We start from the raw sequence: 17,594 nt of genomic DNA, 5'->3' as shown, positions 1-17,594 counted from the left end.
CAATTAAATTTTAACGTATAAATGAATCAAAATTGTAAAAACATGAAATTTAAGATTAAAAAAGCCTTATTTTTATGATAATAATAATCATATTCAAAAAATAATGTTTTGAGGAAAGCATTTTAAAAATTGCATCTAACTAAGATTAAATTTTACGAATTCTTGAAATTGTATCATTCAGATGATTATTCGGCAAAATGCTATTTTTTCCAAAGAATTTCTTGTATATCTTTGTAATAGCGAAACAGATAACAATACATTCTTCATTTTCCATAAAGTTTTAGTAAATATTATATCTTACTTCAATTTTACTATTTACAAATTATACTGTATTTCACTGACAATTTTTCAATATTATAGCAAAACAATTGCCACTAACATAATCTCAAGTTCTCTGTTAGTAAATTTAAAACAGACCCATTACCATGACTAATTTCGACAATAAAGGTTTGTACCGTAAAGAATTCGAGCATGATGCTTGTGGAATCGGCTTCGTAGCAAACATGAAAGGACGCAAGTCTCATAAGGTAGTTACGGATGCAATCCAGATGCTCATTCGAATGGACCACCGTGGTGCATGCGGCTGTGACCCTAACTCAGGTGACGGTGCAGGAATTTTATTACAGATTCCTCATGAATTCTTTTTGGAAGAATGTACAAATTTAGGTATTGATTTACCTGCTGCTCGTGAATACGGAGTAGGTATGACTTTCTTTCCAAAAGACAAAACGATTCGTGAAGAATGTAAGGAAATCATTACCCGAAAGGCCAAACGCTTAGGCTTAGAAATTTTGGGTTATCGTGTAGTTCCATGTGACAATTCTGAAATTCTAGGTGCTGAATCTGGAAATACAGAACCACAAATGGAGCAATTATTCATCAAACGTCCAGCTACCATTACGGATGAAATGGAGTTTGAAAGGAAATTGTATGTTTTCCGTCAGTACACGGCTCGTATCATCAACGAAACAGTTAAAGGTTTAGATAATAAATTTTACTTTGCTTCATTGTCTGCTCATACTATCATTTACAAAGGTATGTTAACGACAATGCAAGTTCCAGGATATTTTGATGATTTAAAACGTGAAGAATTTACTTCTGCTTTGGCAATTGTTCACTCACGTTTCTCAACAAATACTTTCCCTGAGTGGAAACTTGCGCAGCCATTCCGCTTTATCGGTCACAATGGCGAGATTAATACTGTAAAAGGTAATGCTGCGTGGATGCAGGCTCAGTCGGCTTTATTTGAATCAGAGCACTTTACTAAGGAAGAAATGGACATGATTTTGCCAGTTTGTCAATTAGGACAATCTGACTCTGCCATTTTGGATAATGCTATCGAATTATTGTATATGAGTGGTCGTTCGCTTCCACACGTGATGATGATGTTGATTCCTGAAGCTTGGGACGGCAATGAGCAAATGGAGCAATACAAGAAGGATTTCTATGAATATCATGCAGCCATGATGGAGCCTTGGGATGGTCCTGCTTCGATTTCATTCACGGATGGAAAAATGATTGGTGCTACGTTAGATAGAAATGGTTTACGCCCATCTCGTTATTGGGTTACTGATGACGATTTTGTAATCATGGCTTCTGAAGCGGGTGTATTGGATATTGACCCTGCTAAAATTGTCTCAAAAGGTCGTTTACAACCGGGTAAAATGTTCGTAGTAGACATGGAAGCTGGTCGTATTATTCCTGACGAAGAATTAAAAGAAAAAATCTGTCAACAGAATCCTTACGGAGAATGGTTGAAAACGAATAAAATTAAAGTAGAAGATTTACCAGCGGCTGGTGCTGAATACCGTACACCATTTGAACGTGAATTATTATTACGTCAACAAGTGTTTGGATTCACTACGGAAGACTTAAGAGTAATTCTTTCACAAATGGTTGAAACGGGTAAAGAAGCATTAGGCTCAATGGGTGTAGATACGCCATTGGCAATTCTTTCAGACCAAGCTCAGCATTTATCTTATTACTTTAAGCAATTGTTTGCACAGGTAACCAACCCACCAATTGACTCAATCCGTGAGCGTACAGTAATGTCGCTTTTATCTGACATCGGTGGTTTGAAAAACTTGTTGAAAGAATCTCCTGAACATTGCCGTCAGATTGAAATTCGTCAGCCAGTTTTAACAAATGGTGAGATTGAAAAAATTCGTTGGATAGATCACAAAAACTTCCAAACGAAATCTATTCATACTACCTTCCGTGCTACGGGAGAAAAAGGTCAATTAAAAAGAGCATTAGATAGAATTTGTCAATATGCGGAAGATGCCGTTGATGATGGATATGCTATCATTTTGTTAACTGACCGTGGTGTTGATTCTTCACATGCGCCAATTCCATCATTATTGGCGGTAGGTGCTGTACATCATCATTTAATCAGAAAAGGCAAAAGAGCACAAACAGGTTTGATTGTAGAAGCTGGTGATGTTTGGGAAACACATCATTTCGCTACGTTGATTGGCTTTGGTGCTTCGGCAGTAAACCCTTACATGGCATTTGAGACAATCAATGGTATGAAGGAAAAAGGTATTCTACAAGTAGATTACCCTTACGAAAAATTACAGGCTAATTATATCAAGGCTGTTAATGGTGAATTATTGAAGATATTCTCTAAAATGGGTATTTCAACACTTCAATCATACCAAGGAGCTCAGATTTTCGAAATCGTTGGTTTAGGTAAAGACGTTGTAGATACTTATTTTGCAGGTGCTATCTCAAGAATCGGTGGTATCGATTTAGAAGGCATTGCTAAGGAAGCTTTAATCAAGCACAAAAACGGTTATCCAGAATTGCCAGTGGCTAATCCTAAATTGGAAGTTGGAGGTATTTATCAATGGAAACAACGTGGTGAAGCCCACTTGTTTAATCCTGAAACGATTCACCTCTTACAACAATCAACTAAGAATAATAGCTATCAGCAGTATAAAAAATATTCTAAATTAATTGATGACCAATCTGAAAAAGCAATGACTCTTCGTGGTTTGCTTAAATTCAAGAAAGGTAAATCTATTGATATTAGCGAAGTAGAACCGATTGAAAGTATTTTCAAACGGTTTGCTACAGGTGCGATGTCATTCGGTTCAATCTCGTATGAAGCCCATACTACTTTGGCCATTGCGATGAACCGTATCGGAGGTAAATCTAACTCGGGTGAAGGTGGTGAAGACCCTATCCGCTTTACGCCTCTTGAGAATGGAGATTCTATGAACTCTGCTATCAAGCAAGTAGCTTCTGGACGTTTCGGTGTAACAGCACATTATTTAACGAATGCTACTGAACTACAAATCAAAATGGCTCAGGGTGCTAAGCCTGGTGAAGGTGGACAGTTACCTGGTCATAAAGTAGATGATTGGATTGGTAAGACGCGTCATTCTACTCCGGGAGTTGGTTTAATTTCTCCTCCTCCTCACCACGACATTTATTCTATCGAAGATTTAGCACAATTAATTTTCGATTTGAAAAATGCCAACCGTGCGGCTAGAATTTCAGTAAAACTAGTATCTGAAGCAGGTGTAGGAACAATTGCAGCGGGTGTAGCAAAAGCACATGCTGACCATATTTTGATTGCTGGACACGATGGAGGAACTGGAGCATCTCCGCTTTCATCAATCCGTCATGCTGGTTTGCCTTGGGAACTAGGCTTAGCAGAAGCTCACCAAACATTGGTAAGAAACAAATTGCGTGGACGTGTTACTGTTCAAACGGATGGTCAAATCAGAACAGGTAAAGACTTAGCAGTAGCGGCTTTATTAGGTGCTGAAGAATTCGGTGTGGCTACAGCAGCCCTAGTGACAGCAGGTTGTATCATGATGCGTAAGTGTCATGTGAATACTTGCCCTGTAGGGGTAGCAACACAAGACCCACGTTTGAGAGCATTATACACTGGACATCCAGACCATGTAGTAAATCTATTTACTTTCTTGGCAACTGAATTACGTGAAATAATGGCTGAGTTAGGATTCAGAACTGTGAACGAAATGGTTGGACAAGCAGATAGATTAGAAATGAAAGAAGCGCTAAGTAATTGGAAGCTTAAACATTTAGATTTATCACCAATCTTGTACAAACAACCAATGGCATTGGATGTGGCTTTATACAAACAAGAAGATCAAGATCATGGATTGCAAGACCAGATTGATTGGAAATTGTTGGAAATTGCCAAACCAGCCCTTGAAAGTGGAGAAAAAGTAACGGGTGAATTAGAAGTAATTAACGTGAATCGTACCATTGGAACGATGCTTTCAAACGAAATCACTAAAAAATACGGCGCAAAAGGTTTACCTAGCGACACTATTCATGTGAAATTTAATGGAACTGCTGGCCAATCATTCGGTGCATTTTCTGTAAATGGTATCACATTTGAATTGGAGGGTGACTCTAACGATTATATCGGAAAAGGACTTTGTGGAGCTAAACTAATTGTATATCCTAGTAAAAAAGCGACATTCAACCCATCTGAAAATGCTGTAGTGGGTAACGTATCATTCTATGGTGCGACATCTGGCGAGGCATATTTAAGAGGTATGGCTGGTGAACGTTTCTGTGTAAGAAATTCGGGTGCTAAAGTTGTTGTAGAAGGTATTGGCGACCACGGTTGTGAATACATGACGGGCGGTTTAGTAGTTATCTTAGGCGAAACTGGTAGAAACTTCGGTGCGGGTATGTCTGGCGGGGTAGCTTATATCTGGGATAAAAAAGGAGACTTTGCTCCTAAATTAAACCCAGAAATGGTAGCCATTGAAGATTTGACCGTTGAAGATGAAAATATATTGAAAATGTATGTAGAACAACATTTACAATATACAGATTCGGATACTGCAAAAACTATTCTTGATAATTGGGCTACTACGTTACCACAGTTTTTAAAAGTAATGCCTCAAGATTTCAAAAAAGCACTTGCTTCACGCAATATCAGTGTGGCAGAAGTTTTAGAAAACAAGGATATTGTTTACAAAGATATTCAAGTAGAAATTGCACATTAATATCATTTGAAAACTTGAAAATGCGTCAATTCAAATCAATTTGAGTTGACGCATCCCAAAATCAATCACTAAATAGAAAATTATACAAGGTTGATTTCAAATTTTCAAATCCTCAAATTTTCAAATTAAAGAAATGGGAAAACCAACAGGATTTTTAGAGGTTACTAGAGAAACTCCAAAGAAAAGACTCGTTACAGAACGTGTAACAGACTATAAAGAAATAGATATTGATTTTACTGCTGATAAAGTAAAAGCTCAAGCAAGTCGTTGTATGGATTGTGGAGTACCTTTTTGTCACAGTGGTTGTCCACTTGGCAATATTATTCCTGAATTCAACGATGCAGTTTATGATCAAAACTGGGCATATGCGTACGAGATTCTTTCTTCTACGAACAATTTCCCAGAATTTACAGGACGTATTTGTCCAGCACCTTGCGAATCTGCCTGTGTGTTAGGTATCAATAAACCTCCTGTAACGATTGAGTATATCGAAAAATCGATCATTGAATACGCTTTCGGCAATGGTTTAGTAAAACCAAATATTCCTACAAAACGCACTGGCAAAAAAGTGGCCGTTGTGGGGTCAGGCCCTGCGGGAATGGCTTCAGCAGCACAGCTAAACAAAGCTGGGCATACTGTTACCGTTTTTGAACGTGCTGACAGAATCGGTGGACTTTTACGCTATGGTATCCCTGATTTCAAATTAGAAAAATGGGTTGTACAACGTCGTGTAGAGGTAATGGAACAAGAAGGTATTATTTTCAAAACTAATACAAACGTTGGTGTTGATATCAAGGCTGACGATTTGTTAGAAGATTTTGATTTAGTTATTCTTTCAGGTGGTTCAACTGTACCAAGAACATTAGGAATCCCTGGTGCTGATTTGAAAGGAATTTATCCAGCTATGGAATTCTTATCACAGCAAAACAAAAGGGTGTCTGGAATAGAACGTGAAGTAAACCACATGGGTATGCCTTATCCAATGGGGGAACTGTATGCTACAGACAAAAACGTAGTAGTAATTGGTGGTGGTGATACTGGTTCTGACTGTGTTGGTACCTCAAACCGTCATAAAGCAAAATCTATTACTCAGGTTGAAGTAATGCCGATGCCTCCTAAAGAAAGAGCGCCGCATACCCCTTGGCCAAACTGGCCGATGATGTTGCGTACTTCTACTTCGCATGAGGAAGGAGCTGACCGTCATTGGTCAATCGCAGTAAAAGAGTTTGTTGGTGACGAAAATGGTAACCTAAAAGGACTTAAAATTGCGGATATCGTAATGGAGGTTGTTGATGGGAAAGCACACCAAGTTCATACAAACGAACGTGAAATTCCTGTTGAATTAGCATTAATTGCAGCAGGTTTCTTGCATCCGCAACGTGAGGGTATCTTATCACAATTAGAAGAAAAAGGCTTAGAATTTGACGAAAGAGGCAATGTAAAAGCCCATAATTATCAAACAGCGATAGATAAAGTATTTGCTGCGGGCGATATGCGCAGAGGTCAATCATTAGTAGTGTGGGCTATTTCAGAAGGTAGAGAAGCCGCTCGTGCTGCTGATGTTTATTTGATGGGACAGTCTGTACTAGAAGCTAAAAATGTATCAAGTTTTGCTGTAGTATAAGCTATACTTGCTTTAGAATATTTAGAGCCGTCATTTCTTTTGAACTGACGGCTTTTTTATGCCAATACTTCTATCCTATTTCTACTCATTTTTCTAAATTCACTAGGTGTTCTAGCTTTCTTTTTAAAAAATACTCTATTGAAATAAGTTATACTTTCAAAGCCAGTTTGAAAACCAATTTCAGCAATCGTCTTATCCGACTCAGTTAAAAGTGAACATGCCTTGCCTATCCTAATTTCGTTTAAATAATCGGAATAAGTTTTACCTGTCATTCTTTTAAAGAATTTACAAAACGCACTTTCTGACAAATGAATTAAATCGGCAACATCTTTTAATGACATGGCTGTCGATGAATTTCTTAACATATATTCAAAAACCGTATTAATTCTCCATTCATTTTCTTCATTTTTAATAGGTTGGTAAAATGGCGATGCCAAAACTTGATACTCCAATTCTGTAAGCATATCAAATATCTCTAGTAAAATGCTAATTCTTGCAATACCCTTTGTTTGGCTGATATTTGCCATCTTATGGATAATTTCAATAGAAGGCTTTGGAAAATATAATCCTTGTCTACAAATAGCCAATATTTGTTTCAATTGATTAAATTCATTCAAGGCTAAAAACCTTTCAATAAAATGACTAGAAAATTGTATGACTACAGCCGCCGAAACTACGTTTTTTTCTTTATCACTCATCCATGTATGGGGCAAATCTGGACCAATCAAGACTAAATCTCCTTTTTGAAAACGTTCAAAAGAGTCTCCTATAAATCTATCTCCTACACCACTTTCGATTAGCGTCAACTCAAATTCAGGATGATAATGCCATTTATATTCAAAATGTGGGATACTGTATTGGTTAATCCGAAAGGAATTCACATAGGCATCCACACTTAAATCTTCCAGTATTGCCTTCATATAAACACTATTTTTTACCTAAAGGTAATATCATAAACTTTAAAATTCAATATAGTGCTATGTTTTGAATTTTTAGTGTCAACTAGTTTTTTGTAATATAAATAGCTTTGCACGTCAATTCTTTACTGAATATCAAATCCATAATGCAATGTTTGAAATCGCCACATCCGTTTTGGATGCTCTAAAAGAGCCTTACAATTTAAGTCGAGAACAAATTGAGTTTTATCAAGAGTACCGCTACATTAAACTCAAAAATGTATTTAATAAAGATGTAATTAATCTCTATAATCTTGTCATAAGAGAAAAAGTACGTGAACTAAATACCATGCATTTGCCGCTTAACGAAAGAGATATTTATAATAAAGCTTTCTTACAAATCATGAATATTTGGACTCATAGTGCTACCATTAAGGAATTTGTATTCAGTAAAAGAATTGCAAAGATCGCTAGTGATTTAATGCAAGTAAAGGGAGTTAGGATATACCATGACCAAGCACTTTTTAAAGAGCCTCACGGAGGCTTCACACCTTGGCATGCTGACCAATACTATTGGCCTTTGGCAAGTGATAAAACCGTCACGGCTTGGATACCATTACAGGAAACCCCATTAGATATGGGACCATTAGAGTTTAGTGCTAAAAGCCATTTGATGCAAGAAGGCAGAAACCTAGCAATAAGTGATGATAGCGAGGTAGAAATCCAGCAGAAATTAAGGTTGGGGGACTTTCAACAAGTTATTGAACCATTTGAGTTAGGAGAAGTGAGTTTTCACTCTGGCTGGCTTTTTCATAGAGCGGGGGCTAATCAAACGGATAAAATGCGGGAAGTAATGACCATGATTTATATGGATAAAGACATGGTTCTGAAGCAACCTGATAATAAAAATCAAGAAGCCGATTGGAAAAAATGGTGTCCAGGTGCTAAAGTTGGAAAAATAATCAACACTCCAATTAATCCAGTGCTGTATGAAAATACCCATGATTAAATCATAGGTATTCAATCAGCGCAATAAAATGAGGCTTAAAACTGATTTATAGGCCTCATTATTCAACTCAATAATAATCCATCCTGCATGACTAATTTTCTATCTGCCATATTGGCGAGTTCCTCATTATGAGTAACTATGACGAACGTTTGATTGAATTGGTCGCGGAGGTTAAAAAAAAGTTCATGCAATTCTTGGGCGTTTTTGGAATCTAAATTTCCAGAAGGTTCATCCGCAAAAATAATTGATGGCGAATTAATCAATGCACGCGCTACGGCTGTTCGTTGTTGTTCTCCACCAGACATCTGCGAAGGCAAGTTATGAATCCTATCCTTCAAGCCCAACAATACTAAAAGCTCTTCGGCCTTCTGTTCAATATTTTTGCTTTTTCCACCAATATAAGCAGGCATACAAACATTTTCAATGGCTGTAAATTCACCTAAGAGGTTATGGAATTGAAAAATAAAGCCTAATCTTTCATTTCTAAATTTAGCTAAAGCAGTATCTTTCAAGCTAGTAATTTCTGTATTATCAATAAATACTTGTCCTGTATCAGGTCTATCGAGTGTACCCGCAATATGCAACAGCGTACTTTTCCCTGCCCCAGAAGCCCCAACGATAGATGCTACTTCTCCTTGATTAATCTGTAAATCAATACCTTTCAAAACATTTAAGTTTCCGTAGGTCTTTGTGATATTTTTAACTACTAACATTTTTTCTTTTTCAATGAATATTCGCTGAAACAAAACAACGATAAAAATTGTGGAATTACTATATTTGTCTTGAATAATTACTTTATGAAGAGTTCAAAAAAGTTGATAAACTATAAATATTTACCAAATAAAAGCGATTAATTAAATTGTTTGTAAGTAATTTAGCAAACGAATTAATTTCGACATAAAAAACTGTATCAAATGAACATTCACGAGTATCAAGGTAAAGACATTTTGAAAAGTTATGGTGTCCGTATTCAAGAGGGCATCGTAGTCGATACACCAGCACTGGCAGTAGAAGCTGCCCGAGAGTTGTCGGCAAAAACTGGTACACAGTGGCACGTAATTAAAGCCCAAATTCATGCCGGTGGGCGTGGAAAAGGTGGTGGAGTAAAACTTGCTAAAAATTTAGATGAAGTTCGCCAAAAATCAGAGCAGATTTTGGGAATGCAATTGATTACTCACCAAACAGGACCAGAAGGTAAAAAAGTTAATAAGGTCTTAATTGCAGAAGACGTTTATTATCCAGGCCCATCTGAGCCAAAAGAGTACTACATTTCCATTTTGTTGGATAGAGGCAAAGCTTGCAATGTAATCATGGCATCAACAGAAGGTGGTATGGACATTGAAGAGGTTGCAGAACATACTCCTGAAAAAATTATTAAAGAATGGATTGACCCAAGAGTAGGTTTACAAGCATTTCAAGCGCGTAAAATTGCATTTGCTTTAGGTTTATCAGGTGATGCTTTCAAAGAAATGGTAAAATTTATCAATTCTCTTTACAAAGCTTATGTTGAAACTGATTCTTCAATGTTTGAAATCAACCCTGTGTTGAAAACGTCAGACAATAAAATTTTAGCAGTAGATGCTAAAGTAAACTTGGATGATAACGCATTGTATCGTCATTCAGACTTTATTCCGTTGCGTGATGTTACTGAAGAGGATCCATTAGAAGTTGAAGCATCTAAAAATGATTTGAACTACGTAAAACTAGATGGTAACGTAGGTTGTATGGTAAACGGTGCTGGTTTAGCGATGGCTACTATGGACATCATTAAATTATCTGGTGGTGAGCCTGCCAACTTCCTAGATGTTGGGGGAGGAGCTAATGCTAAAACGGTAGAAGCTGGTTTCCGTATCATTTTGAAAGATCCAAACGTTAAAGCTATCTTAATTAATATTTTTGGTGGTATCGTTCGTTGCGACCGTGTTGCTACTGGTGTTGTTGAAGCTTACAAAGCTATCGGTGATATTCCTGTACCAATCATTGTTCGTTTACAAGGAACTAACGCTGCTGAAGGAGCTAAAATCATTGATGAATCAGGCTTGAAAGTATTCTCGGCTGTTTTATTGAAAGATGCAGCTACTAAAGTTGAAGAAGTATTAGCAGCAATGTAATTTCATATTAAGTCAATAAAAAAGGCGAAGAATTAATATTCTTCGCCTTTTTTATTACACGGTGAAATATTAGTTTCTCTTTACTCCACCTTTAGAACCATTATAGTATTGAGTGGCTTCAGGTAAAAGTCTTTTTATATCAGCGATACGTTGTTGATCTGAAGGGTGGGTTGACAAAAATACAGGAGGTTTTGAACCACCGCCAGATTGTGCTGCCATTCTTCCCCAAAAAGCCACAGCTTCTTCTGGATTATATCCCGCCATAGCCATGAATATTAATCCTAAATGATCAGCCTCTGATTCCTGATTACGTCCGAATGCCAACATTCCTATTTGAGCACCCGCTGGTGCAGCTACACTAAATACACTATTCCACAAGTTCTGTGTTGCACTAGGCTTATTTTGCATCGCAATTCCTAAGCCTGCTTGTCCTGCCGTCAACAAACCTTGTGCTATCATTCCTTGGCTCATTCTCTCGCTACCATGCTTAGCAATAGCGTGCGAAACCTCATGCCCCATTACCACAGCTAATCCTGTTTCATTCTGTGTGATTGGCAAAATACCTGTATACACTACCATCTTACCCCCTGGCATACACCAAGCATTTACTTGGCTACTTTGTACTAACTCCGTTTGCCACTGGTAGCCTTTTAAATATTCTGGCGCATTATTTTGTTCAAAATAACTTTGTGCAGCTTTAGCTATTTTGTCACCTACTCTTTTGACCATGGCAGCCTGCTGGGTATTAGCAGCCACTACTTTGTTGGTATCTAAAAACTGCTTATAGCTAGTTAATGCCATGGCATTCATTTCATCATCTGAAACTAATAATAATTGACTACGACCTGAAATGGGCACTTTTGTGCAAGCCCAAATGGATGTCAGGAGAACTACTCCATACAAAACGATTTTTTTCATTTTCTGAAAAGGATTAAGAGATACTTATTTTCTGCTGTAAAATTAGTATTAAATAATCATACCAACACAGCATAAAGAATATAGCAAATTAGAATTAAGATGTAAAAATCTAAAAAAGGTTCTAAATTTCTATATTTTAAGGGTATTTTTGTAAAAAAATTCATAAAACGAAGAGAAATGAAAATTTTGTGCATTGGTAGGAATTACGCTGAACATATTGCCGAATTAAATAACGAGCGACCGTCTGAACCTGTAGTTTTTATAAAACCAGATACAGCCATCCTAAAAGACAACGAGGCATTTTATCATCCTGATTTTTCAAACGACATTCATCATGAAGTAGAAATCGTTCTGAAAATCAACAAGATGGGTAAAAATATTGAAGCTAAATTTGCTAATAAATATTATGAAGAAATAGGGATTGGAATCGATTTTACGGCAAGAGATATTCAGTCAAAATTAAAAGAAAAAGGATTGCCTTGGGAAAAAGCCAAAGCTTTTAATGGCTCTGCTCCTATTTCTGGTTTTGTTTCAAAAACTGAATTTCCAGATTTAAAAAACTTGAATTTTCATTTAGAAATTGATGGAGAAACGCGTCAAACAGGGAACACGTCGATGATGCTTTGGAATTTTGACGAAATCATTGCTGAAATCTCTAAATATTTCACACTAAAAACAGGAGATTTAATCTTTACAGGTACTCCTGCTGGTGTGGGTAAAGTAAAAATCGGTAATAAACTAACTGCATTTATTGAAGGTAAAGAAATGCTATCCTTTGAAATCAAGTAAACTGTAACTCAATTTTCATCTATTATTATTGTCCTTATTGAAAATTAAGTTGCATCCATTTATGAAATTAAAAATCTTTCTGTTTTGTAGCCTTTTTTCTTTTCAGAATTTAGCACAAAAAACGAAGCTTCTTTATCCGAAAGATTATTTTCTCTTTCCAATAAATCCCAAACAACAAAACTATTTGGCAGGTGGAATGGGTGATTTGCGTGCAGACCATTTTCACGCAGGGATTGATATTAAAACTCAAGGAAGAGAAGGTTTAGCAGTGCTAGCTTCGGCTGATGGTTATGTTTCTGAAACCAGAGTACAAACTTCTGGTTATGGAAATGTTATTTTCTTAACCCACCCCAATGGTTATGTATCTGTATATGGGCATTTAAAAGAATTTGTAGAGCCATTAGCGACTTACGTTAAGAAAAAAAGATTAGAAAGTCAGACATTTGAGATTCAATTAAAGCCTGCACCAAGCGAGTTTGTGGTAAAAAAAGGGCAGGTAATTGGCTATTCTGGCAATACGGGCGGGTCGGCTGGACCACATTTACATTTTGAAATAAGAGATGCCAATAATAATATTCTGAATCCTTTGAATTTTGGATTTTCAGAAATAAAAGACAATACCCCTCCTATTTTTCAGCAATTGTATATCAAAACGCTGAGTACAGATGCAAGAGTGAATGGTGAGTTTGGTAGAAAGGCTTTTACTCCTATCAAAAAACCAGATGGTACCTATACGCTTAATGCCAATGTTTCGGTAGTAGGAGAAATCGGTTTGGAGTTGATGGCAGTTGATAAAATGAACGATACCCATAATTCTAATGGCTTGACTTGTACGGAGCTTCTAGTAGATGGGCAAGAGATTCATTACTTCCATCTTGAACAGTTCCCCAATGCAGTATCGCATGATATTAATGTACATACTGATTACGCCTATGAAAAAACCATTGGCCACAGAATCCAGAAACTATTTCAAGATGATGGAAATGAGGAATTGCCAGTTTACAAAGCGATTTTGAGCAAAGGGAAACTTAACTTGGAAGATGGTAAAACACATCAAGTAAGTATTAAGATATGGGACGCCTATGAAAATGGAAGTACGATGAATTTTACGATAAAGGGCGAAAAGCCTGAAAGTTCCGTTACTGCTAGCCCGAATAAATTGCCCATAAATATTAATTATAGTACTGATGATAATACCTTAATCATTAAAGCACGCAACTTAAAGACAGTCAATTCGATAGCTATTTTAAATTTTAAAAAATCATCTACAGAATTGGCAATAAGTTATGTAAAAAACAATGAAGCTGTGTATCTTTGGGACTTGAAGAAAGGCTTACCTAAATCTATACGCATTGATAGTGTAGAGAAGGCTCTAAACTTACAGAAAACTATTCTTCCCAATCAAGCAAGTAGTTATGTTTCAGATAAACTTTCAATCATTTTTGATACTAAAACACTGTATGATACGCTTTATTTAGAAACTAATAGTATTGCTAATCGTATAGAAATTGGACAACCTACAATACCGCTTCGTAATTCAATCAATGTAAGTTTCCAGCCTGATATAAAAGTAAGCTTGCCCGAAAAGACATCCGTGTATTATACTTCGAGAAATCAAAGAAGGTTTTTAGGAGGCAAATGGAATTCTGACAGGATTGTATTTAAAGCTGGATTACTAGGTCAGTTTACACTATTAACTGACACTATTCCACCCAAAGCAAGTTTTGTAAGTAAAAGCCCCAATTATGTAGCCATCAGAATTTATGATAATCTTTCGGGTATCAAAAGCTTTAAAACATATCTGAATGACATTTATATATTAGCAGATTATGATGCTAAAAGGGCTTTGCTCTGGACAGTTAAATCAGATTCTACTCAAAATTTCATTGGGAAACTTCGCTTGGATTTAGAAGATAACCAAGGAAATAAAAGTTCATTTGTCACAGAAGTTGACGAACATACGAAAGTTGTAGCGACGAAGAAGGAAAAGCACGTAAAAACTAAACACAAGCATGAGGCGAAAGCCAAAAAAAGTGCAAAGAAAAAGAAAAAGCATTAAGACTATAGTCAAATCTTTGAAAATTGTCTTTATAAAATAAATAGAAATGAAATTAGCAGTCGGAGATAAAGCACCCAATTTTGAACAAAAAGACCAACATGGTAATTTGGTTAAGCTTTCAGATTTTGAAGGTAAAAAAGTAGTTTTGTACTTTTACCCCAAAGATGATACCCCAGGTTGTACGGCTCAGGCTTGTAATTTAAATGAAAATTTACCAGCCTTGCGTGCCAAAGGTTTTGAGATTATTGGGGTAAGTGTGGATGGACAAAAAGCTCATCAGAAATTCATTAAAAAGTATGATTTAAAGTTTACCTTGCTTTCGGATGAAGACCATCAACTAGTAGAAGCTTATGGTGTATGGGTAGAAAAATCGATGTATGGCAAAACATATATGGGTACTGCTAGAACTACGTTCGTCATTGATGAAAAAGGAATCATTACTGATATTATTGAAAAAGTGAAGACCAAAGAGCATACCTCGCAGATTATTGAAGCATAATTAACTAGAAAAACGACTATAAAAGATTACAAAAATTAATCAAACACAAATGGAAATTACTGAATTACAAAAAGTTGCTTCGCAAGTACGTCGTGACATCGTACGTCAAGTGCACGCTTGTCAGTCTGGACACCCAGGCGGTTCTTTAGGCTGTACTGATTTATTAGTAGGTCTTTACTTCGACCAAATGACTTTAAAATCAGATGAAGCTGGAAACAAAGTTTTCGATATGGACGGAATTGGTGAAGACCTTTTCTTTTTATCAAACGGACATATTTCTCCAGTTTTTTATTCAGTATTGGCGCGTGCTGGCTATTTCCCAGCGGCTGAATTAGCAACTTTCCGTAAATTAAATTCACGTCTTCAAGGACACCCTACTACGCATGAGCATTTAGAGGGTATTCGTATTGCTTCTGGTTCATTAGGACAAGGTATGTCTGTTGCGATTGGTGCGGCTCAAGCAAAAAAATTAAATAAAGATAATTCATTGGTGTTTGTACTAATGGGTGACGGAGAGCAAAACGAAGGTCAGGTTTGGGAAGCAGCAATGTATGCTCCACACCATAAAGTAGATAACTTGGTGGCAATTATTGACTATAACGGTCAGCAAATAGACGGTCCTACAGATAAAGTAATGAACAACCGTGACTTAGGTGCTAAATATACTGCCTTTGGTTGGAATGTTATCAAAATGAATGGTAATGATATGGCCGATGTAGTGAAAGTATTAGCAGAAGCTCGTGCATTTTCAGGAAACGGACAGCCTACAATGATTTTGATGACAACAGAAATGGGTGCTGGTGTTGATTTCATGATGGGTTCGCACAAATGGCATGGGGTTGCTCCAAACGACGAGCAATTGGCTGCAGCATTAGCTCAGTTACCAGAAACTTTGGGGGATTATTAATCTAACTTAATCCAAAGTTTAATATTTTTGCTCAATTTACCTATCAAAATACTGTTTAACAGCTTTTGATTTACATAGAAATTCAACATGAAAAAATATACTTTCACAGAAAAAAAAGATACTCGTTCTGGCTTTGGTGCTGGAATGCAAGTGTTGGGACAAACCAACCCAAATGTTGTAGCACTTTGTGCTGACTTAATTGGCTCATTGAAATTGGATGCTTTTATCAAAGAAAATCCAGAGCGTTTTTTCCAAACTGGTATTGCTGAGGCAAATATGATTTGTATTGCTGCTGGTTTAACTATCGGTGGAAAAATCCCTTTTGCTACTACTTTTGCTAACTTCGGTACTGGTCGTGTATATGACCAAATCCGCCAGTCGGTGGCATATTCAAACAAAAATGTTAAAATCGCTTGTTCACACGCTGGTTTGACATTAGGTGAAGATGGTGCTACTCACCAAATTCTTGAAGATTTAGGTATGATGAAAATGCTTCCAGGCATGACAGTAATCAACCCTTGCGATTATAACCAAACGAAAGCTGCTACTATCGCTGTGGCTGAGCACGAAGGCCCAGTTTATTTGCGTTTCGGTCGTCCAGTTGTACCAATCTTTACAGCTCCAGATCAAGAATTTATCATCGGAAAAGCTTGGACTGTAAACGAAGGTAAGGATGTAAGTATTTTTGCTACTGGTCACTTGGTATGGGAAGCTATCTTAGCAGGTGAGATTTTAGCTGAAAAAGGTATCGATGCAGAAATTATCAATATCCATACAATTAAACCTTTAGACGAAGAAGCTGTCTTAGCTTCAGTTCGCAAAACTGGTTGTGCTGTTTCTGCTGAAGAACACCAAATTGCAGGTGGCTTAGGCGATTCTATCGCTCAGGTATTAATTAAACAACACCTTGCTCCATTAGAATATGTTGGCGTAGAGGATTCATTCGGTGAATCAGGAACTCCTGCTCAATTAATGGAAAAATATGGTTTAAATGCAGCATCAATTGTTGAAAAAGCATTGAAAGCGATTGCTCGCAAACAAGCTTAATTTTTTCAATTTATCATATTATCAGGCAAAAGGCGAATAAGTATAAGTAATTAGAAGAAATTAATACGCTAATTACTATTCTTTTCGGCTTTTGCCTTTTTTATTTTGTGACTTGTGCCTATTTTGCATTTAGCATTCTAAGCCAAATGCCTAAAAATGACAGATAAAGAATTATTAGAAAAATTTGCTAACCCCGAAAGCCGAAATTATGCTTTCAATTTACTGGTACGTCAATATCAGCAGAAAGTATATTGGCATATCCGTAAAATGGTAATCGACCATGACGATGCCAATGATCTAACTCAAGATACTTTTATAAAAGCGTGGAAAGGCCTTGAAAACTTTAAGGGTGATTCACAATTATTTACATGGCTGTATAGAATTGCGACTAATGAATGTTTGAACCATCTTAGTAAGAAAAAAAGACGCTTCTTTTTACCTATCAATGATATCACAGAAGAGCTATCTAACAAACTAGAAGATAGCGATTTAGTTTCTGGAGATGAAATACAACTTAAACTTCAAAAAGCTTTACTCACTTTGCCCGACAAACAACGTTTGGTATTCAATATGAAATATTATGATGAGCTAAAATATGAAGAAATCTCTGAAATTACGGGTACTTCAGTGGGTGCTTTAAAGGCATCCTACCATTTAGCAGCAAAAAAAGTAGAAGAGTACCTTAAAAATTCAATACCATAATAAAATGGTTTCATTATTAAAAAAAATTAAAAATCA

13 protein-coding genes are annotated in these 17,594 nt (G+C 36.5%); 10 read left to right on the top strand and 3 right to left on the bottom strand.

Going from position 1 to position 17,594, the window contains the following annotated elements; translation table 11 throughout:
- Positions 1-425: 425 nt before the first annotated feature.
- Complete coding sequence (gene gltB, locus AC07XN_RS16440) at positions 426-4,997, top strand: glutamate synthase large subunit (RefSeq protein ID WP_494743860.1); 4,572 nt, start codon at positions 426-428, stop codon at positions 4,995-4,997.
- 133 nt (positions 4,998-5,130) lie between these two features.
- The gene (locus AC07XN_RS16435; RefSeq protein WP_494743859.1) at positions 5,131-6,621 is read left to right on the top strand and encodes a glutamate synthase subunit beta; all 1,491 of its coding nucleotides are present in this window, start codon (positions 5,131-5,133) and stop codon (positions 6,619-6,621) included.
- Positions 6,622-6,677: 56 nt separating this feature from the next.
- Here AC07XN_RS16435 and AC07XN_RS16430 read toward each other — a convergent pair whose 3' ends face one another.
- Positions 6,678-7,541, bottom strand: coding sequence for an AraC family transcriptional regulator (locus AC07XN_RS16430; RefSeq protein WP_309918806.1), 864 nt, complete (start codon positions 7,539-7,541; stop codon positions 6,678-6,680).
- 148 nt (positions 7,542-7,689) lie between these two features.
- On the opposite strand from AC07XN_RS16430, the gene AC07XN_RS16425 reads away from it, so the two are divergent.
- Entirely contained in the window at positions 7,690-8,526 is an 837-nt protein-coding gene (locus AC07XN_RS16425) for a phytanoyl-CoA dioxygenase family protein (RefSeq protein ID WP_309918803.1), read from the top strand.
- A 62-nt stretch (positions 8,527-8,588) separates the two neighbouring features.
- Here AC07XN_RS16425 and AC07XN_RS16420 read toward each other — a convergent pair whose 3' ends face one another.
- Positions 8,589-9,239: an ABC transporter ATP-binding protein gene (locus tag AC07XN_RS16420; RefSeq protein ID WP_309918800.1), complete on the bottom strand. Its 651-nt coding sequence runs from the start codon at positions 9,237-9,239 to the stop codon at positions 8,589-8,591.
- Positions 9,240-9,440: 201 nt separating this feature from the next.
- On the opposite strand from AC07XN_RS16420, the gene sucC reads away from it, so the two are divergent.
- Positions 9,441-10,637 (top strand): ADP-forming succinate--CoA ligase subunit beta, encoded by a 1,197-nt coding sequence (gene sucC / locus AC07XN_RS16415; protein ID WP_309918798.1) that lies wholly within the window; start codon positions 9,441-9,443, stop codon positions 10,635-10,637.
- Between the two features lie 69 nt (positions 10,638-10,706).
- Here the strand turns inward: sucC and AC07XN_RS16410 are convergent, their stop codons facing one another.
- Positions 10,707-11,555 (bottom strand): M48 family metallopeptidase, encoded by an 849-nt coding sequence (locus tag AC07XN_RS16410; protein WP_309918796.1) that lies wholly within the window; start codon positions 11,553-11,555, stop codon positions 10,707-10,709.
- A gap of 177 nt (positions 11,556-11,732) precedes the next feature.
- On the opposite strand from AC07XN_RS16410, the gene AC07XN_RS16405 reads away from it, so the two are divergent.
- The 6 genes from AC07XN_RS16405 to AC07XN_RS16380 all read left to right on the top strand — a co-directional run bounded on the left by AC07XN_RS16405 (position 11,733) and on the right by AC07XN_RS16380 (position 17,558).
- A complete protein-coding gene (locus tag AC07XN_RS16405) occupies positions 11,733-12,344 on the top strand; it encodes a fumarylacetoacetate hydrolase family protein (protein WP_494743858.1) in 612 nt (203 codons plus the stop codon).
- Positions 12,345-12,405: 61 nt separating this feature from the next.
- Positions 12,406-14,403 (top strand): M23 family metallopeptidase, encoded by a 1,998-nt coding sequence (locus AC07XN_RS16400; protein WP_494743857.1) that lies wholly within the window; start codon positions 12,406-12,408, stop codon positions 14,401-14,403.
- A gap of 46 nt (positions 14,404-14,449) precedes the next feature.
- The gene (gene bcp / locus AC07XN_RS16395; protein WP_309918788.1) at positions 14,450-14,902 is read left to right on the top strand and encodes a thioredoxin-dependent thiol peroxidase; all 453 of its coding nucleotides are present in this window, start codon (positions 14,450-14,452) and stop codon (positions 14,900-14,902) included.
- A gap of 49 nt (positions 14,903-14,951) precedes the next feature.
- The gene (locus tag AC07XN_RS16390) at positions 14,952-15,809 is read left to right on the top strand and encodes a transketolase (protein ID WP_309918785.1); all 858 of its coding nucleotides are present in this window, start codon (positions 14,952-14,954) and stop codon (positions 15,807-15,809) included.
- Positions 15,810-15,896: 87 nt separating this feature from the next.
- Positions 15,897-16,856: a transketolase family protein gene (locus AC07XN_RS16385; RefSeq protein WP_309918775.1), complete on the top strand. Its 960-nt coding sequence runs from the start codon at positions 15,897-15,899 to the stop codon at positions 16,854-16,856.
- Positions 16,857-17,012: 156 nt separating this feature from the next.
- Positions 17,013-17,558, top strand: coding sequence for an RNA polymerase sigma factor (locus AC07XN_RS16380; protein ID WP_309918772.1), 546 nt, complete (start codon positions 17,013-17,015; stop codon positions 17,556-17,558).
- The last annotated feature ends 36 nt before the right edge of the window (positions 17,559-17,594 follow it).

It is taken from the genome of Arcicella sp. GW458-12-2-14-TSB2 (assembly GCF_059423785.1).
Note: the sequence above shows the minus strand (reverse complement) of the source record. Positions and strands in the feature narration are given on the sequence as shown.